This window comes from Acinetobacter sp. 102 (genome assembly GCF_037028485.1).
GTDB lineage: Bacteria > Pseudomonadota > Gammaproteobacteria > Pseudomonadales > Moraxellaceae > Acinetobacter > Acinetobacter higginsii.
Window position 1 is genome coordinate 16,430 of the sequence record NZ_JAZEZK010000012.1, and the last position, 18,838, is coordinate 35,267.

Below are 18,838 nucleotides of genomic sequence, written 5' to 3' on the forward strand. Positions count from 1 at the left end.
GCTCTCTTTAATGTTTTGATTTAGCCAAAGACGAAATGAGGTATTCGTTGGTAAATTAAAGAGAGCAACTTAAAACAACATTAAACTGTGATGTCTGAATAAACAATAAAACCTGAACAGAACAAAAGTGATCAATCTGACCACTTTTTATTCAAATTATGAACAAATTACCCCATTTATGTTAGGTGAGGTTTTTGCATCTAAGGACACAATTGACAGCGCCATTGCATCAATAACTCGACTCAATGAACTACTCGCACCACTCACAATATCTTGTATCTGATTGTTCTTACCTGATACTGGCTGAGTAAACGTCATACGGCATGCCAACTGCTGATTTTGGGTTGAGTTCTGATCTAAGGTGATATTCGGATCATTACGTTTAATGATCCAGGCAACAGAAACTTCAACATTTTTGTTGGCGATATCGGATGTATTAATAATATCAAAATGTGAAAAATCAGTTGCAACCCGATAAGACACCTTGCCGCCCACCATACCGCTGTTATAACGATCAACCGCACCAAGTTTTTGCTGTAAACCTGCAGACAGGTTATCTCTTAATTCAGCCCCAAGCGTAGACGTCCAACGCTCGTTTTCCATAATTTTAGATTTACCCGCTGCATCCTGTATCACGATAGGCGCACGATTGATACGATCTGGCAATCCAACAGGCAATACTTCAATGACTCTGACCTTTGAACTTGGCAATGGAGAAACTTTGCTTGCCAAGGTGTAATAGTTCGGTGTGGGAGAACCCGAACAAGCTGTGAGCAACACCGCAGCAGATAAGATGCTCACGCTGCTGAGCACTCCTGCTACAGCAGATGAATGTTTAGCGATGATTGTTCTTATCATTTGTTTGCCTCTGCTTTTTTACCCCGAATCAATGATTCAGGATGCTGTTCAATATAATCAGCCATTAATTGTAAAGATGCCGCAGCTCGAGTCATTTGCTGCAATGCTTTACGGACATCCTGCTGCATCGGTGCATCACTGGATAAAATGGATTCACTCGATTGCATGGTTTTACGCACATCATTCAGCGTCGCTTGTAAACCAGGTGCGACTTTGCCATCCAACTGTTTTACCAGTTTGTCAGTCGACTCAATGGTGGTGTTCATATTATTAAGCGTCTTACGAACATCTTGTCCAATTTCTTCGAGTGGGAACTTACTCACTTTATCCGCGATTTGTGAAACTTGTGCCTGTAAGCCACTCAACTCTGTTGCCGTGGTTGGTACTTCAACACGTCCATCTGGTCTCGTGATTAAAGACGCGGCTTTGGCTTTTGGAAACTTATCAAAGGCAATATAGTTCTGACCTGTTAATAAATTACCTGTCCGCATCTGCGCACGCCAACCTCTCTCGATAAAGTATTTAAAAATTTCGCCATCTGGATCAAGTTCTTTGCCATGCGCTAAACGCGATGGATAAATCACTGCATCCACGCGCATTCTTAAATGCGTATAAGACTGATCAAATTCGACGTTGATTGCTTTGACATTACCAATCTCAATGCCCATAAAGTCAATTGGTGCACCCGCGGTTAAACCACGAAGTGAATGATCAAAGTACATAATAATTGGACGCGGCTTACCATCAGGCTCCTTCATCGCCTCTTTGCGAGAGTCTGATAAAGTAAAATAACTATTGTCTGGTGCAATTGCTCCAGCAGAATTTTCTGGATAACCAAAGGCAATACCACCCGCAATAATACTGGCCAGTGATTGCGTATCCAGATTAAATCCTGATGCATTTAAGGTCACATCAACCCCACTGGCCTGCCAAAAACGCGCATCTGTGGTTACGAACTTATCGTAAGGAGATTGGATAAAGGTTTGTAGTTCAACACTTTTCCCATCAGCTGCTAATTTATACGCTGTAATCTGCCCGACATTAATTCTGCGATAGTAAATCGGCACGCCAACATCAAGTGACCCCAAGTCCTGTGCTTTTAAGAAAAAGACCTTGCCTGGTATATCCGATGACACTACAGGTGGAACTTCAAGCCCAGTAAAATTCTCTTGCTTCTGTTCAGCCTTCCCACCATCGACTTCAATGTATGCCCCTGAGAGTAAGGTATCAATACCCGAAATACCACCCGTTCCTACTCGCGGTCTCACCACCCAAAAACGCGAATCTTTGGCAGCAAAATTACTGGCATCTTTACGTAATTCGATTTTGGCAATGACATGAGATCGGTCATCCGAAAGATCAATTTGTCGAACCAAACCAATATCGACCTGCTTATAACGTACCGTGGTTTTCCCTGCAACCAAGCCTTCTGCTGTTCGGAAAGACACTTCAATGGTTGGACCTGTATCCAAAACCGCTTTTGCTGCAAGCGAAAGTGCGATTAAAAGCGCAACAAATGGAACCAGCCAAATCAACGCAGGTCTCCAACGTCCCTTCTTTTTTTCAGGCTCGTCGAAGATTGCATCGTTCTGCGTTACCACCGTAGTGTTTTCTTCAGAATCTTGGCTATTCGGGGTATTTTCTGACATAGTGATCTTTCTTTTATAGGTCAAAAATAAGGCTCATCGTCAATCTTAACTTTTTAATTGATGAATCGCCGTTCCTTTCAAATGATTTGATTGTTGAGCATTCGCGTGACGCGCCTTGAAATAATTGTCCCAAATAATTCTGGGGTCGAAACTGAGTGAAGCAAACATGGTCAAAACCACTACAGCACCAAAAGCAACTGCGCCAGGCCCTGCCAAAATAGTTGCCAATGACTGAATTTGAATCAATGCAGTCAGCAATGCAACCACAAAGACATCAATCATGGACCAACGCCCAATAAATTCAACAATGCGATACATCAGCGCACATTGTTCAGGGGTAAAATGCCATCTTGAGGAAGATTGCATATAGACTGAAATTAATAAAAAAATCAGAATCAATAATTTTAAAATCGGGATAAAAATACTGGCCATAAAAATAACCACAGACACCAGATAATCACTATTTTGCCAGAAATAGATCACACCACTAATAATGGTATCTTGCTGACGCCCCAACAAAGAATCTGTTACCGTCATGGGGAGTACATTGGCAGGTATATATAAAATTGCTGCAGCGACCACCAAAGCAAAAGTACGATTTAAACTTTGTGGTTTACGTGAGTGCAAGGTACTTTTGCATCTTGAACATTGAGCATGATTTTGCTGATCTGCGTGACTTGCTACAGCATTCAGTAATCCACAGCAATGACATTGAATGAGCCCAACCTGTTTTGCCCTGACATAGTTTTTGATCTGTAAATCAACATCGGAAAGCTGTTCTACAATTGAACCAATCTCGGTGTCATGGTCGTGTTTTTGCTTCATCCAAGACTCCGATCAACTTCATCCCAGATATCTTTAATCTTGACCGAAGCAATATAGACCAAAAGCACGCTCAATAATGTAAATGCCCAGAGTGCAACACCAGGAATAACGGTGACCATGCCCACAAGTTTGACCAAGGTTACCAGTACACCAATTAAAAAAACCTCAACCATACCCCATGTCCGAAACAGAAATAAGGCTCTCAGTGCCAAAGTCAAAAATTGAGGCCTGACCTTCAACACACTAATAAAAAAAAGCACATAGCTCAGCAATAACAGCTCAACCAAAGGCACAACAAAAGTTGTAATCAGAATCAAAACACCAACCAAGGCACGATCAATATGAAACATGGTCCATGCAGCACCGATTAAAGTGGTCTGAGAGGTATTGCCCTGTAGCTCAACAATGACGATGGGAAAACTATTGGCAATCACAAAAACAATCAAAGCAGTAATGACCAAGGCAAGCAAAGAAGAAAAAGATCGACTTCGACGATATAACTCCGCACCACAACAGGTGCAATATGCCCGTTCACCCGATGCAAGCTCAACCCTGCGATATATTGCATCGCATTCTTCACAACCCGCCAGTTCAGTGAGTCTGACTTGCTGACCAATCACTACGGATGGATTATTTTTATTCGCCATAAAGTCAAACTCATCACACAGATTCTTTGTTGTTTAAGAAATCGACTTAACCCATTTATACCTTTTATTTTTGCAATCACAACCACGGACTGTATTTCTTACACAATATGTAAACAAATCATCATCTAAAAGCATTCTCAATCCTATTAGTTGATGGCTTATTTAATCTTTATCAGAAAGAACAAAGCTCAAGTACGGGTTAGTCTATCACCAAGCGCACAGCAGCCCTATTATCCTACATAAAAAAGACGAATAGGTTGCAGATCACGCCTACAACCTATTCGTCTATATATTTATTTTAAATAAAAGTTTTACTTAAACGGCTTTATTTTTATAAAAAATATTGTAGCTTGCATAGCAGGCAATAATAAACAGGACACAACAGACGAAGCCCACTTGCATCGATGGATCGGTCACCATACTAATACAGGTGATCACACAGAATACACCACCTAAAATCGGGGTGAGTGGGAATAATGGTGCAGCAAATTTTAAGTCTTTGACTGTTTTACCCGATTTGATCCATTGTCTGCGGAAGTTAAATTGGGAAACACAAATCGAAATCCATACCACTACCATGGTAAAAGCGGCAACACCCAATAAATTTTTGAAAATCGTTTCAGGTGCAAAATGTTCCGATAGCAAACCTGGAATCGCGCCAAACATGGTCACAATAATCGCGATAATCGGTGTGCCTGAACGGGTTAATTTTGAAAACACCTTCGGCAACTGATTCTTTGCAGACAATGACCACATCATCCGCGATGCTGCAAATAAACCTGAGTTTGCAGCAGATAAAAGTGCCGTAATAATCACAAAACGAATAATGTCTTCCGCATATGGAATCCCAATATAATTAAATACGGTAACGAATGGACTATTACTGACACTGTTGGCATTTATACCTGCCATTTCATAAGGCAGTAATGCACAAATCACCACAATGGTACCCACAAAGAAAATCAATAAACGCCAGATCGCGGCATTGATGGCTTTAGGTACTGTTTTCGCAGGTTCTTCTGCTTCACCTGCAGCGACACCAATCAACTCTGTGCCAGAGAATGCAAAGTTCACGATCAACATGGTCGCGAAAATTGGGAAAATACCATTTGGAAACCAGCCATGTTCCGTCAACTTACTGAACAGCGGTGCAGACTCATGCCCATGATAAGAAATAAAGCCAAAGATAGCGGCTAAACCCAACCCAATAAAACAGATAATAGTCAGAACTTTAACCAAAGACAGCCAGAACTCTGACTCAGCAAATAGCCGTGTCGAACTGACATTCAAGCTAAACACCAGCCCTGCAAATAATAAGGTCCACGTCCACATGGAAATAGACGGAAACCATTCCTGCATCAGTAGAGCCGCAGCGGTAAATTCAGTCCCCAAAGTTGCAGTCCACGTTAGCCAATACAACCACGTGATCATATAGCCTGTGCCTGGGCCAATATAAGTTCTGGCATATTCACCAAAAGAACCTGAAACTGGCATTTGTACAGCGAGTTCACCTAAACACAACATCACCATGTATGCAATTACACCACCCAATAGGTAAGAGAGAATCGCACCGACTGGACCAGCCTGAGAAATGACATCGCCAGAGCCTAAAAACAGCCCTGTTCCAATTGCACCACCTAAAGAAATCATCACCAAATGACGTTTGGTCATGGCACGTTTCAATGGTTTACCCACTTCAATCTCTGCGCTCGAAGTTTCCGATAAACTGGCAACATCCTGCTGCGGTACATATTGTCCACTCAGGGCTTGGCCTGAGGGAAATGTCTTTTCGTTATTGTTACTCATACACGGTCACTCCAACTGTATTCTTATGACAACCTGTCCTTGCTGTTTCACTTTCATAAAAACGAATATCTAAACGATATTCTTTGACACGCTTTGTTCTATTGAACATCCATATTCAAACTCCATTTCATTTATTCCTTGCCGACAGTTAAACTGTTAAAACGGCGACTGTTTATTCAATTTCTTTTAAAATCAGCCCTGCTCGAAGCCCTGTTTTTACCTTAGGGTTTGGAAATAAAATCCAGACTTGTTGATCATGCGCAACATAATCCCCAGCCTGTTGTGTTGCAATCAACTCGTCTTTCTGAAAAGTAGAAAAGTTTGGTGCGTCAGCACTCAATTTGAGTTGAAAATCTTCACTTTGTTTTAAGATTGAATCCACCACCTTAAACTGTCGAATGTCGGATTTCTGTCTGATCGGCAATGCTTGATCTGCAAGAACTGCGCGCAGCATCTGGTCAGTACTGGCAAACTGGGCTAAATCATTGGCCCCAAAAGGTTTGGCCTTGCCTAGCTCCAAAGTACTACTCGCTGCTTGAAATTTTTCAGCCGTAAAATGAGTAAAGGTTTTGCCTGCGGCATTGTGATAGACCAAAGCATCCAAATCAGCAGCCTCTAGACTTTGAATAAGGAACTCATCATAAGGCTTGCTTTGATATGGAAATAGGGCAAAAACAGGCAGCAATGAGGCACGAATTGCCGTATGCAGATCATAATGATAGCGCTGTGCTTGCGGCTGACTTTGTTCAAAAAACTGTGCTGTTACTTGCTCTAAGTGAGCAGCCCGTTCGGTTTCCTGATCTTGGGCTAAGTGCTGATAGGCACCACAAAACATGCGGTTCATATCATTTTCAAGATAGCGCATCCCATGTCGAATCGCTTCAGGATTACCCAACACAAACAGTACCCGTACTGCAAGCGTTAAACGCTCGGCAAATAGGTCATGAATAATTTGGTCCAATAGCTCGATCGGTGCAGTTTCATTGCCATGAATCCCAGCAGAAAGCAGCATGGTCTTTCCATAGTTTGTCTTCGGTGTACATTGCAATAGCCCTTCACCCAACCACTGCCATGTAAATCCCGTCGTCTCACCTTGCATCTGCACAGGCATTCGTTGCGTTAAAGTCAACGTTAATAGATCAACCATGTACTTTCATCCTTAAAAGCCGTTGTTTACTGTTTATCTTTGGAAGTGATAAACCGAACCTAAAGCTAAAATTTTGGTTAACTCATCTAATGCGGTACGGCTCTCGATCAATAAACTTGGATCGGCCAAATCGTCTTGTGTTAACTCATCACGATAATGCTGATCCACCCACTGATTCAGCGTTTTGAATAATGCATCATTCATAAACAGGTTTGGATTCACCGCATTCAGTTCCGCTTCATTCACGGCAACACGTAATCTCAAACATGCAGGTCCACCGCCATTACGCATACTTTCACGTAGATCAAACACCTTAATGTCATCAATTGGCGTACCCATTTGAATCATGTCATTCAAGTAGCTCCATACCGCCTTGTTGTGACGTGATTCCTCTGGTACCACAATGCTCATGCCACCATCTGCACGGGTCAAAATCTGGCTGTTGAACAAATAAGTCGAGACTGCATCTTCAACGCTGACACGATTGTCAGGGACTTCAATCGAGATAAAATCTTGTTCGATCCCCGCCATCTTGTGACGAATTTCATTCAATGCACCAGCTTGATTTAAAAAGGCTTGCTGATGATGGAACAAGACCTGTTGATTACTCACCGCAATCACATCGTTATGAAATACACCTTGATCAATCACATCTGGATTTTGCTGAATGAACACGGTTCGTTTCGCATCTAAACGATGTAAACGAGCAATTGCCTCACTTGCTTCACGGGTTTGACGCGCAGGGAATTTCTGCGGTGCAACCGTTCCACCCAGTTGTTGCTGTCCATAAACAAAAACCTGTACACCCGCCTGATCATATCCACCACCAAGGCGGTTATGATTGGCTGCCCCTTCATCACCAAATAAGGCGGCTTCAGGCAGTGCTTCATGATGCGCGAAATATATATCATTATTGAACATCGCTTGAAGAATACGCGTGGTCGTATGGTGCTCAATTGATCGATGGAACTTATTATTTAAGTTTGCAGCGGTAAAATGCATGCGTTTGTCAGCACTATCTGCCGATGGTGACACCGTACACGAGTTGGCCGTCCACATCGATGAGGCTGAACTCAATGACGATAACAAGGCCGGTGCAGTACGCATCGCTTGGGTAATGACATCAATATCACTGCCAGTAAAACCCAAACGGCGTAACGTTGGTACATGCGGACGCTCTTGTGGGGCAAACACACCCTGCTTGAGTCCTAAATCCGCAAGGGCTTTCATTTTCTTCAAGCCTTGTTTTGCAGCCAGCTTAGGATTTGACGCGTTATTACGGTTCTTGGTTGATGCGACATTCCCAAACGACAAACCCGCATAATGATGGGTCGGCCCCACTAAACCATCAAAATTAATTTCATAACCTGACATTTTATTCTCCCTGTGTCCCGATACGAGCCGAATTACAGCACAATGCCCGGTGATAATTTTGAAGGTAAAGTAACGCTGTCACTTTCCAGTGAAGCCATAGGCCATGCACTATAGTCTGCTGCATAGAAGGCACTGGCACGATGGTTCCCAGACGCCCCAACACCACCAAATGGTGCGGCACTTGAAGCACCTGTTAATGGTTTATTCCAGTTCACAATGCCTGCACGCGCTTCAATCAGTACACGATCAAATAAATCACGCTCAGGTGAAACCAAACCCACCGCCAAACCAAAACGAGTGTTATTGGCAATGTTTAAGGCCTCATCGAAACTGTTATAGCGATAAATCGTGGTGAGTGGACCAAAGTATTCATCATCAGGGATATCGGTCACCTGAGTAACATCTAAAATACCTGCGGTCAGCAATGAACTATCGGCTTGTGGACGAGTCATTTCTAAAAGAGGTTTTGCACCCAAAGCAATCAGTTTGCTTTGCGCCGCTAACATTTGTTCTGCTGCATGTGCAGAAATCACCCCGCCCATAAAGGGTTGCGGTTCAGCATTCCAGCTTCCTACGACTAAGTTCTTCGCTACTTCAACAAAACGTTGAATGAAAGCATCACCATTGGCACCATGTTTAACAATAATACGACGTGCACAAGTACAACGTTGCCCCGCAGAAACGAAAGCGGATTGAATCGCTAAATTCACCACCGCATCAACATCGCTGGCTTCATCAATGATCAGGGCATTATTGCCGCCCATTTCCAAAGCAAGAATTTTTTCAGGTGCACCTGCCATTTGTTTATGCAAGTGATAGCCTGTATTGGCACTGCCCGTAAACAGTAAACCGTCAATTTGTTCTGCTGCTGCAAGTGCTTCACCCGTGCTGCGTCCACCTTGTACGATATTCAGCACCCCCTTTGGTAGACCTGCTTGCTGCCATAATTTTGCAGTTTCTTCAGCCGTCCAAGGCGTGAGTTCACTTGGTTTAAACACCACGGTATTACCCGCAATCAATGCAGGCACAATATGACCATTTGGCAAATGACCCGGGAAGTTATACGGGCCAAATACGGCGAGAACACCATGTGGACGATGACGTAGTGAAGCCACGCCATCTGGCATTTCAGTTTCGCTAAAACCTGTCCGTTGATGATAAGCACGAATCGAAATCGCCACTTTGCCAATCATCGATTGCACTTCGGTCAAAGTTTCCCAAAGTGGTTTACTGGTTTCTTGGCTAATCACTTCGGCCAATTGGGTTTTATGCTGTTCTAATAATCCAGCAAAACGTTCAATTGTCGCGATACGCTGTTCTAGTGGCAAACGTGCCCATGCAGGAAATGCCTGACGCGCTGCATCGCAAGCCAGTGCAACATCGGCTGGGCTTGCTTCATGCCCCGCCCAAATTTGCTGATTGCTCACCGGATTGGTTTTTTCGAATGCGCTTCCTTGTCCCTGGACCCAAGCACCATCAATTAATAATGCACCTTGTGACATTAGTTATTCTCCATTTTTTCTAATGCTAAGACACGGACTTGATCGTGTTCAGCAATATTCAGTGCCTGTGCTTGTGTTGCCGTCATATACAAAGTCTCACTTTCATCAACTTTGTTATTGACCAGCAACACGGCGTAATCTTGGTATTGGTCATTGGCAACCAAAAAATGTGTCTCAGTACTTTCGACTTGCTCAGTAAGTTTAACTTTGAGCAAGCGGCTCTCTTTCACCGCCCGTAACTCAGCAGTATTGGCTTCAAGTGTTGGCCCAGCATCGAAAATATCAACATAACCTTGATATTTAAGACCTTCTGACATCAACACTTTTGCCGCAGGCAGCGTATGTGGGTGTACTTCTGCAATCACCTCACGTGCCTCTGAACTCAGTAAGTCAACGTAGACTGGAAATCTCGGCATTAGCTCTGCAATAAAGGCTTTTTGCCCCACACCACTGAGATAATCTGCGGCAGCAAAATCCATATTGAAGAATAAATAGCCCAAGGAATCCCAAAAAGGTGACTGTCCGTTTTGATCCGAGAAACCACGCATTTCAGCAATCAATCTTTCTTCGAAAAACGAGCGGAATGCAGCAATAAACAGAAAACGAACTTTGGATAAAAATTTACCGTTTTGGTTTTTGCGATATTCAGGATCAAGGAACAAGGTACAGAGTTCACTACACCCAGTATGGTCATTACTTAAAAACAGGGTGTCTAATGTCTTATACACATTTAAGGCTTTAGAGGCGTGCACCTGTTTTGCCACACGAAAGTTGTAGAACGGTTCATTCAACCCGACCGCAACTTCAATTGCACTCACACCCACAATTTTGTGAATGCTGGTGTCTTCCAATACAAATAGATAACTTGCCTCGCACTTTTCGGATAAGCCGTCTAAAGTGCGAGTGGTACGTGTAATACGTTCAGCCAAGATTTCTTTATTTTGTGGTAAGGAAGTCAGGCCAATGCCAGACTCCCCCGCTCGTTGCGCTAAACGATAAATATCATCTAAGTCCCGATGCGCTGCATGTCGAACAATCATCATGGGTAGATGCTCACAGCAGACTTAGAGGCGTGCTAATGCACGAACAAAACGGCTTAGACCTTCATCAATATCGTGTTGAGGAATGATCAATGAAGGGGTAAAGCGCACCACATCTGCACCCGCTACTAAGGCCAATAGCCCTTCTTCACCCGCTAAGGTCACGATATTCTTCGCTTTGCCAGCATGTTCATCTTTCAATACACAACCGATTAACAAACCTTGACCACGGATTTCTTTGAACAATCCATACTCAGCATTGATTTTGTTTAAGGCATCAATGAAATATTGGTGACGTTGTTTAACGCCGTCTAACACTTCTGGTGTATTGATAAATTCAAACACTGCGCCAGCAACTGCACAAGCCAATGGGTTCCCGCCATAAGTGGTACCGTGATCGCCAACTGCATACATGTTGGCATAATGATCTGTAGTGATCATTGCACCAATCGGGAAACCACCACCCAATGCTTTTGCTGTGGTCAAAATGTCAGGTGTTACCCCTGTATTCATATAGGCATACAATGAACCTGTACGACCCACACCCGTTTGTACTTCATCAAAAATCAGCACCGCACCTTTTTCATCACACAGTGCACGCAAGCCTTTTAAGAATTCGATATCTGCTGGCAGAACGCCACCTTCGCCTTGAATCGGTTCGACAATGACTGCACAAGTATTTTCAGTGATCGCTGCTTTTGCTGCTTCAAGGTCATTAAATGCAGTGTGTTCAATACCGCCTGGTAATGGTGCAAAGTCTTGAGAATACTTTGGCTGACCACCTGCTGTTACGGTAAACAAAGTACGACCGTGGAAAGCATTTTTAAAAGCAACAATCTGGTTCTTATTTGCATTACCACTCAGCAAACCGACTTTACGCGCCAGTTTTAATGCTGCTTCGTTGGCTTCTGCACCCGAGTTACAGAAAAATACTTTGTCTGCAAAGGTGCTATCCACCAATTGTTTCGCAAGGCGTAATACAGGCTCGTTGGTATAACCATTCCCAATGTGCCATAGCTTTTGTGCTTGTTCAGTTAAGGCTTTTACTGCAACAGGATGTGCATGACCCAAGGCATTTACCGCGATCCCACCTGCAAAATCAATATATTCTTTATCGTTTTGATCCCAAAGACGTGACCCTTCGCCGCGCACTAAAATGAAATTTGCTGGGGCAAAAACGGGAACCATCCAATCATTAAAATTGCTACGTGTAATTGCGACTTCGCTCATTTTATTTACTCACTTCCTGTTTAATCTTCAGGCTTGTTAAATGCTCAACAAGCCCTTCACTTTAATTTTATAAATGACTTAACCTGGGAAAATACCGCGTTCTTTACGCGCTTTCAGAATACGTTCACATGCCAAAATATAAGCTGCGGTGCGTAAGCTACATTCCTTCTGTGCTGCCGTGTTCCAAACATCTGCAATGGCTTGGATCATCAACTTATCAAGACGTTCATTGATTTCATCCTCGGTCCAGAAGTAACTCGCCATATCTTGAACCCATTCAAAATAACTGACAGTTACACCACCCGCGTTACAAATCACGTCAGGCACAACAGTAATGTCGCGACTGACAAATACATCATCTGCTTCTGGATAGGTTGGACCATTCGCACCTTCAAGTACGATTTTCGCTTTCAGCTTTTGTGCACGTTCAACCGTAATCTGACCTTCCAATGCTGCTGGAATCAGAATGTCCATATCAACCGTCCAGAATTCTTCGTCTGAGATCACAGTTGAATCAACAAAGCCCATCACGCCACCAGTTTCAACCACATGCTTTTGCAATGCTTTAACATCTAAGCCTTCTGCATTGAAAATGGTACCGGTATGGTCTTGTACAGCAACGATTTTTGCGCCTGCATGACTAAACAAATAAGCCGCTTCATTACCAACATTACCAAAGCCTTGCACAGCAACTTTGCTGCCCTCAATCGGTAATTTAATGCGCTCAGCAACCTGCATACCCGTTACGAATACACCGCGGCCTGTTGCACGAACACGACCCAATGAACCGCCTAGATGTACAGGTTTGCCTGTGACCACACCTGTTACGGTATGACCTTTGATACTTGAATAGGTATCCATCATCCAGCCCATAATATTGGCGTTGGTACCGACATCTGGTGCAGGAATATCAATTTGAGGGCCAATGATTGGACTGATTTCACTGGTGAAACGACGGGTTAAACGTTCTAATTCACGCGCTGAAAGTTCTTTTGGATTCACGCGAATACCGCCTTTGGCACCACCAAATGGCAGGTTCAGTACTGCAGTTTTAATGGTCATCCATGCAGATAAGGCCATGACTTCATTAAGTTCAACATCTTGGTGATAGCGGATACCGCCTTTACCTGGACCACGTGATAAATTGTGCTGTACACGGTAACCTTCAAAATGGCGAATTGAACCATCGTCCATCACGATTGGAACATCAACGATAAGCGTACGCTTTGGGGTTTTTAGTGTGTTGACAAAGTTACTGAGGTCCGCATCCAAATAAGGTGCCACTCGATCTACTTGAGTGAGAAAAGTTTGCCAAGCACTGCCATTTTGAGCCGCATATGATAAAGACATCATCTATTCCTTAATTAATCAATTGTCCCTGTTATTCACAGATTCCCTTTGTTTAAGGGCGTCCTACCCCCATCCTCCCTGATGCGCATTCAGCTTCTTTCGTGCCGAAGTGAAAATGCTTGGGGTGTTGTATAGTTATTATTATTAAGAATCAAATTGATTCACAAAATTCGTTATAATGATTAAAATGAATTATTTTTTATCAATTTGCTAATAGAAAGAATCAAAATGAACAATATCGATCATATTATATTAGGCTTACTCAAAGACAATGCCCGGATGTCGATTACCGACTTGGCAGCAAAAACACGGGTGTCACGTGCCACCGTGCAGAAACGAATTGAATATATGGAATCAACGGGGATCATCACAGGCTATACCGTGCGTTTCCGTCCCAATGCAGAAAAAAATATCATTCGGGCATGGATGAATATCATGGTAGAAGGTACGCGAGCACAGGCGGTAATTCGAGAATTGCGCTTAGAATCAGCCGTTGAGCGACTGCATACCACCAATGGTAAATGGGATATTCTGGTTGAGTTGCAATCTGATAGTTTGGAAAACTTTGATAAAGCGCTAGAGCGAATCCGAAATATTTCAGGGATTTACAATAGTGAAACCAGTATTTTGCTCTCCACCTATAAGACCTAAAAAAAGGGACTCTAGCTAGAGTCCCTTTTTAAATGAAATGGCTTAATAACTAACACGGCGATAGTTACGATATTCTGGCGTCCAGAAATTATCTTCAATCGCTTGTTTCAACACATCATTACTCAACGGTACGGCCAAGCCATCCGCCATAGCAGCTTTTGCTACTTTAAAGGCAATAAACTTAGACACCTGTTGAATATCATTGATATTTGGCAATAAATCCGCTGCGGCATTTTTCAAACGTGGTGAACAGTCTGCCAAAGCAGTACTTGCAGCCATTAACATCGAGTCACTAATATGGGTTGCGCCACATGCGATCACACCTAAACCAATCCCAGGGAAAATATAGGAATTATTGCACTGAGCAATGGCGTAGACCTTGCCTTGATAATAAATCGGTGCAAAAGGACTACCTGTTGCCACAATTGCAGCACCCTGCGTCCACTCAATAATATCTTTTGGTTGTGCTTCAACTTGTGAAGTTGGGTTCGACAACGGCAATACAATCGGATGCTTATAATATTTAGCTAAGGTTTTGATGACTTCTTCACTAAACAAACCTGCCTGCCCAGAAACCCCAATCAAGATACTTGGTTTGGCATTCTTGACTACATCCAACAAAGCAACGTTGTCACCTGTATATTCCCAAGTGCTAATTGCATTGACGGGTGTGGCAAGTTTTTGCTGAAAATCGAGTAAGTTCGGTTGTTGATCGGTCATCAAGCCGAAACGATCCACCATAAAGATGCGTGAACGCGCTTCATGGTCACTCAGACCTTCGTCCATCATCTGTCTAACGATCTGTTCAGCAATACCACAACCCGCAGAACCCGCACCAACAAAAGTAACCGTTTGATCTTTTAGCTGTTTACCTTGTGCTCTTGAGGCAGCAATGAGGGTCGCAACAGTGACTGCTGCTGTGCCTTGAATATCATCATTGAAACAGCAAATTTTATCGCGATACTGAGTCAATAAAGGCATGGCATTGGTTTGCGCAAAATCTTCAAATTGAATCAGCACATCTGGCCAACGCTGACGCACTGCCTTAATAATCTGCTCAACAAATTCATAATATTGCTCACCACGGATACGCGGCTGTTTCCAACCCATATAAATTGGATCATCAAGCAATTCTTGGTTATTGGTACCGACATCAATGGTGATCGGCAAAGTATAAGCAGGACTAATCCCACCACATGCGGTATAGAGTGACAATTTGCCAATTGGAATCCCCATGCCACCAATACCCTGATCGCCAAGACCTAAGATACGTTCACCGTCAGTAATCACAATCACTTTCACGTTTTTCTTGTTGACGTTATGGATAATTTGATCGATGTATTGGCGCTCTGGATAAGAGATAAAAATACCACGGTGACGGCGGTAGATATCCGAAAAGCGCTGACAGGCTTCACCAACTGTTGGGGTATAAATGATCGGCAGCATTTCATCTAAATGCTGACTCAATAGGTTATAGAACAGGGTTTCATTGGTGTCTTGAATATTTCGCAAATAAATATGCTTATTCAAGTCACTATCGAAGGAAAGGTACTGCTGATACGAACGCTGAGTCTGCTCTTCAATATTCTCAATATTGTACGGAACTAGACCATGCAAGTTAAAATTCTCTCGTTCTTCTTCCGAAAAAGCAGAGCCTTTATTTAACAAAGGGAGTTCTAAAAGAGCGTTTCCAGCATAGTGAATATATAAAGGTTTTTTGATTTTACTAAGGTTCACAGACATACTTTACTCTTTAGACTCTCTCTCGAATGTACAAAAAATGGATTTGCTGACGTACTTTAAAAAAGTACTTTGGCATGGGCAATAATTTACACCAATCAGAGCACAAAACCGAATAAACTGGCGGTATGTAAACCAATTCAACATTTAGTAAATAAATAGTAAACCCTATTTTGGATCACTTTTTAATCTTCTTGCAACATTTTGAATTATTTTTGCACCAACATCGCTTTAGAATTGTAGTGATATCGTTTTACAAGCTTTGCAATAGACATCTATCTCAAATAAGGAGCGGCTACTGCAAGTTATAACAATCTATCTTAAGCAGTGAAGATTTACTTTTTTAAAATCGCATGACGCCCGATCATCTGAGTTTAGTTTTCAAATCTTTTTTCTTCTTATCGTTCACCACACTACGACTAAACCCTTTAAAACCGACAAGATGGGACAATTTTGCCCTATCTCTTGCAAATGATCGTCAGTTTTATAAGATCTAAGTGAAAGCATTGCTCACCCTATAACGCTCCTTGTTTGATCATGAGCAATGCCTTCATCCATAAAAATTAAACCAAGATGGTGATACCCCCAAAATCAATTTCACCCACCCCGGAAACGAATAGACAGTTAAAATATAAAGGTTGTTTATATGAAAAAATTAGGCCTTATTCTTCTTTTTACGTTCTTTGTGTCAGCTTGTTCAGAAAAGATGCCTGAGGTTAATGATGAAAACTGTAAACGTGAAAACATTGCAAAGATCAAGGATGATTTCGCCCGAGCAAATTTCAGCGATAAGTGTTTTAGTCGCGGTACAGTGCAAGATACTGGCTCTAATAAAGAATATTAATTGGGTTTTATAAGTCCATATAAGAACTTTCTAAAATCAAAAATTTAATATGATGCTGATGTAATGATTCGTATTGTAGAAAGTCTGGATTAAACGCAATATGCATAAAAGAAAGTTCAGTTAAACCTTCTTTTATGCCCGTTTAAATCATTCAGTTGTCTTATTAAAACTGAATCTAATCTCAATGATTTCAATACCCGCCCGAATACTTTAAGCCTTATTTTTCTTGGATTTCTTGCTAAAAAAACTTAAGGCATGTGAATAATGCGTCGGTGTAATGCGCTGAATCAGATCCAGGACTTTGGCATCATTGCCAATCAAGATCCGCGCTTTATCCGCTTTCACCGCATCTAGAATGACTTTGGCCGCCTGCTCTGGTGGTGTTTTTAAAACCTTATTAAATGCCTGACTGGCTTTGGCTGGATTCATACCTAGGCTCCGAATACTGTCACTCATCCGTGCGCTATTGGCGATATTGGTACGGATTCCTCCCGGATGTACACAGGTTGCACTCACGCCATCATTTTGAAGTTTTAATTCTTGTCTTAAGGCTTCGGTAAAACCACGAACTGCAAATTTAGTCGCGTTGTAGGCACTTTGCGTCGGTTGTGCGGTTAAGCCAAACAGACTGGAAATATTAATAACATGCCCTTCGCCACTTTGCTTAAGATAAGGCAAGAACTCTTTGCAGCCATAGACCACACCCCAGAAGTTGATTTTGAAAATCCATTCCAATTCTTCATAGCTCATACCTTCAACTGTGCTGGCGAGCGCAACACCAGCATTATTAAAAATCAGGTTGATCTTGCCATGTGCCTTAAAACTGTCTTCAGCCCAGTCACGAACGGCTTGTTGATCAGAGACATCCAGTTTCGTCAAAGTGACTTTAACTGGATACCGTTGTAACAATGTCTGTGTTTCAGCCAAGCCTTTTTCATTGACATCACTCAGCGCTAAATGTGCGCCTTGCTGTGCCAATAAAACCGCCAGTTGTTGCCCGATACCAGATCCCGCGCCCGTAATTGCAGCGACTTTTTGATTAAAATTTTTCATATCATGACTCTATTTGAAGTTGATAAAAATTGGCAGCGTTTTGTCTAAACATGGCATGCAAAGCCTGATCACCATAAGGACTCAACATTTGAATATAGGCATGGATTAGGTCATTTAAACGGGTGTTCGGCTTGTCCATCGGAAAATTGGATGCAAACATGATCCGCTCTGTACCAAATACTGAGATTGCGTGCTGAATCATAGGTGTCAATAAACTCACCATCTCAACAATACTTGCTGTTCGACCCAGTTTATAGAATGTGTGTCCAAGTACTGGCATCATCAAGCCCGAGATTTTGGCATGGACATTTTTCTGTTCAGCCAAAACCGCAATATCTTGCTGCCATTGTTTAAAAATGGCATCACGCTGCGATTGTGTCATTCCCGTTTTCTTGCCCACGGCTCCAAATAAACCGACAGGTGTCGCCAGATGATCAATCACAATAGGTGTTTCAGGAAAATGCTGAGCGAGAGTTGTAATTTCATTTAATTGAGTAGAATAGCCCCAAGCATCAAAAGATAAATTCAATTTTGCCAGCTGCTCAAAACCTTTTAAAAACTTCTTGTCCTGATATAAGTGAGCTTGGTCACACCAGCGATAAATCCCCTTGTCTTGATGCCAAGCCGCCATTTTACGGATACCGCGAAAGCGTGGACTGGCCTGCTGATGGGCTTGAAGAATATCTTTGAACTTTCGATCTCTTGGATCAGCTGTTGCGACAATTGCACCTAGTTTTAGACCCTGTGCATTAAAATCTAATTGCTGAAGCCAATCCGTTTCTTCAACCACACCAAAGCCTTTGTGGTGATGCCAGTTGGCTTCGACATGAACCACACTCTCGACTGAGAATGGCGAAATGTCTGCCTGATAATGCTCAGGTAAATAAGGACGCAATGCGTATTCTGTTAAGCCTAAACTATCCAATAACGGCTTAGGCTTGACCAACCTGACCACTCGATCCATCACCCTCGGATATTTCCCCAAAGCTTTGACCAATAAGGCTGCTGAATGCGGTGTGTGATAAGGATCCCATTGATGGATATGCGGATCAATAATTGAAAAATCTAATCTTGTCATTGTTATACTCAAAGACATAAAGTGTTAAATACTGCTCATCCATA

16 protein-coding genes are annotated in these 18,838 nt (G+C 42.5%); 2 read left to right on the forward strand and 14 right to left on the reverse strand.

The genetic code is table 11. From position 1 onward, the window contains the following. Positions 1-156: 156 nt before the first annotated feature. The 11 genes from WA352_RS13130 to WA352_RS13180 form a co-directional block, all read right to left on the reverse strand. On the reverse strand, positions 157-858 hold the full coding sequence (locus tag WA352_RS13130) for a PqiC family protein (protein ID WP_033133153.1): 702 nt from the start codon (positions 856-858) through the stop codon (positions 157-159). After that, complete coding sequence (locus WA352_RS13135) at positions 855-2,513, reverse strand: PqiB family protein (RefSeq protein ID WP_164467921.1); 1,659 nt, start codon at positions 2,511-2,513, stop codon at positions 855-857. The genes WA352_RS13130 and WA352_RS13135 overlap by 4 nt, the downstream gene beginning before the upstream one ends. A 39-nt stretch (positions 2,514-2,552) precedes the next feature. Continuing rightward, positions 2,553-3,332, reverse strand: a complete 780-nt coding sequence (locus WA352_RS13140; RefSeq protein WP_033133154.1) for a paraquat-inducible protein A — start codon at positions 3,330-3,332, stop codon at positions 2,553-2,555. Beyond that, entirely contained in the window at positions 3,329-3,979 is a 651-nt protein-coding gene (locus tag WA352_RS13145) for a paraquat-inducible protein A (RefSeq protein ID WP_033133155.1), read from the reverse strand. The genes WA352_RS13140 and WA352_RS13145 overlap by 4 nt, the downstream gene beginning before the upstream one ends. A 315-nt stretch (positions 3,980-4,294) precedes the next feature. After that, a complete protein-coding gene (locus tag WA352_RS13150; RefSeq protein ID WP_005205135.1) occupies positions 4,295-5,785 on the reverse strand; it encodes an amino acid permease in 1,491 nt (496 codons plus the stop codon). A gap of 172 nt (positions 5,786-5,957) precedes the next feature. Beyond that, positions 5,958-6,932 carry a succinylglutamate desuccinylase gene (gene astE / locus WA352_RS13155; RefSeq protein ID WP_033133156.1) on the reverse strand — a complete coding sequence of 325 codons (975 nt, stop codon included), beginning with the start codon at positions 6,930-6,932 and terminating at the stop codon, positions 5,958-5,960. 33 nt (positions 6,933-6,965) lie between these two features. Further along, complete coding sequence (gene astB, locus WA352_RS13160) at positions 6,966-8,306, reverse strand: N-succinylarginine dihydrolase (protein WP_033133157.1); 1,341 nt, start codon at positions 8,304-8,306, stop codon at positions 6,966-6,968. A 32-nt stretch (positions 8,307-8,338) separates the two neighbouring features. After that, a complete protein-coding gene (gene astD, locus WA352_RS13165; RefSeq protein ID WP_033133158.1) occupies positions 8,339-9,808 on the reverse strand; it encodes a succinylglutamate-semialdehyde dehydrogenase in 1,470 nt (489 codons plus the stop codon). After that, positions 9,808-10,851 (reverse strand): arginine N-succinyltransferase, encoded by a 1,044-nt coding sequence (gene astA / locus WA352_RS13170; protein ID WP_033133159.1) that lies wholly within the window; start codon positions 10,849-10,851, stop codon positions 9,808-9,810. Before astA ends, astD begins: the two co-directional genes overlap by 1 nt. A 21-nt stretch (positions 10,852-10,872) precedes the next feature. Next, entirely contained in the window at positions 10,873-12,078 is a 1,206-nt protein-coding gene (locus tag WA352_RS13175; protein ID WP_005205143.1) for an aspartate aminotransferase family protein, read from the reverse strand. 78 nt (positions 12,079-12,156) lie between these two features. Beyond that, positions 12,157-13,431 carry a Glu/Leu/Phe/Val family dehydrogenase gene (locus WA352_RS13180; protein WP_026057557.1) on the reverse strand — a complete coding sequence of 425 codons (1,275 nt, stop codon included), beginning with the start codon at positions 13,429-13,431 and terminating at the stop codon, positions 12,157-12,159. A gap of 225 nt (positions 13,432-13,656) precedes the next feature. On the opposite strand from WA352_RS13180, the gene WA352_RS13185 reads away from it, so the two are divergent. Then, positions 13,657-14,079: an Lrp/AsnC family transcriptional regulator gene (locus WA352_RS13185; protein ID WP_004654809.1), complete on the forward strand. Its 423-nt coding sequence runs from the start codon at positions 13,657-13,659 to the stop codon at positions 14,077-14,079. Between the two features lie 42 nt (positions 14,080-14,121). Here the strand turns inward: WA352_RS13185 and WA352_RS13190 are convergent, their stop codons facing one another. Then, on the reverse strand, positions 14,122-15,822 hold the full coding sequence (locus WA352_RS13190; RefSeq protein WP_033133160.1) for an NAD-dependent malic enzyme: 1,701 nt from the start codon (positions 15,820-15,822) through the stop codon (positions 14,122-14,124). A 643-nt stretch (positions 15,823-16,465) separates the two neighbouring features. Here WA352_RS13190 and trbK point away from each other — a divergent pair. Further along, positions 16,466-16,663, forward strand: coding sequence for an entry exclusion lipoprotein TrbK (gene trbK / locus WA352_RS13195; RefSeq protein WP_005205150.1), 198 nt, complete (start codon positions 16,466-16,468; stop codon positions 16,661-16,663). Positions 16,664-16,873: 210 nt separating this feature from the next. Here trbK and WA352_RS13200 read toward each other — a convergent pair whose 3' ends face one another. Then, positions 16,874-17,716: an SDR family NAD(P)-dependent oxidoreductase gene (locus WA352_RS13200; RefSeq protein WP_033133161.1), complete on the reverse strand. Its 843-nt coding sequence runs from the start codon at positions 17,714-17,716 to the stop codon at positions 16,874-16,876. A gap of 1 nt (position 17,717) precedes the next feature. Further along, the gene (locus WA352_RS13205) at positions 17,718-18,794 is read right to left on the reverse strand and encodes an amidohydrolase family protein (RefSeq protein ID WP_033133162.1); all 1,077 of its coding nucleotides are present in this window, start codon (positions 18,792-18,794) and stop codon (positions 17,718-17,720) included. Between the last annotated feature and the right edge of the window lie 44 nt (positions 18,795-18,838).

Excerpts from the sequence above, each read along its gene's own strand:
- WA352_RS13140 (WP_033133154.1), bottom strand. The coding sequence starts at position 3,332 with ATGAAGCAAAAACACGACCATGACACCGAGATTGGTTCAATTGTAGAA.
- astA (WP_033133159.1), bottom strand. The coding sequence starts at position 10,851 with ATGATGATTGTTCGACATGCAGCGCATCGGGACTTAGATGATATTTAT.
- WA352_RS13150 (WP_005205135.1), bottom strand. The coding sequence starts at position 5,785 with ATGAGTAACAATAACGAAAAGACATTTCCCTCAGGCCAAGCCCTGAGT.
- trbK (WP_005205150.1), top strand. The coding sequence starts at position 16,466 with ATGAAAAAATTAGGCCTTATTCTTCTTTTTACGTTCTTTGTGTCAGCT.
- astE (WP_033133156.1), bottom strand. The coding sequence starts at position 6,932 with ATGGTTGATCTATTAACGTTGACTTTAACGCAACGAATGCCTGTGCAG.
- WA352_RS13185 (WP_004654809.1), top strand. The coding sequence starts at position 13,657 with ATGAACAATATCGATCATATTATATTAGGCTTACTCAAAGACAATGCC.
- WA352_RS13190 (WP_033133160.1), bottom strand. The coding sequence starts at position 15,822 with ATGTCTGTGAACCTTAGTAAAATCAAAAAACCTTTATATATTCACTAT.
- WA352_RS13205 (WP_033133162.1), bottom strand. The coding sequence starts at position 18,794 with ATGACAAGATTAGATTTTTCAATTATTGATCCGCATATCCATCAATGG.
- WA352_RS13180 (WP_026057557.1), bottom strand. The coding sequence starts at position 13,431 with ATGATGTCTTTATCATATGCGGCTCAAAATGGCAGTGCTTGGCAAACT.
- astB (WP_033133157.1), bottom strand. The coding sequence starts at position 8,306 with ATGTCAGGTTATGAAATTAATTTTGATGGTTTAGTGGGGCCGACCCAT.
- WA352_RS13200 (WP_033133161.1), bottom strand. The coding sequence starts at position 17,716 with ATGAAAAATTTTAATCAAAAAGTCGCTGCAATTACGGGCGCGGGATCT.
- WA352_RS13130 (WP_033133153.1), bottom strand. The coding sequence starts at position 858 with ATGATAAGAACAATCATCGCTAAACATTCATCTGCTGTAGCAGGAGTG.
- astD (WP_033133158.1), bottom strand. The coding sequence starts at position 9,808 with ATGTCACAAGGTGCATTATTAATTGATGGTGCTTGGGTCCAGGGACAA.
- WA352_RS13175 (WP_005205143.1), bottom strand. The coding sequence starts at position 12,078 with ATGAGCGAAGTCGCAATTACACGTAGCAATTTTAATGATTGGATGGTT.
- WA352_RS13145 (WP_033133155.1), bottom strand. The coding sequence starts at position 3,979 with ATGGCGAATAAAAATAATCCATCCGTAGTGATTGGTCAGCAAGTCAGA.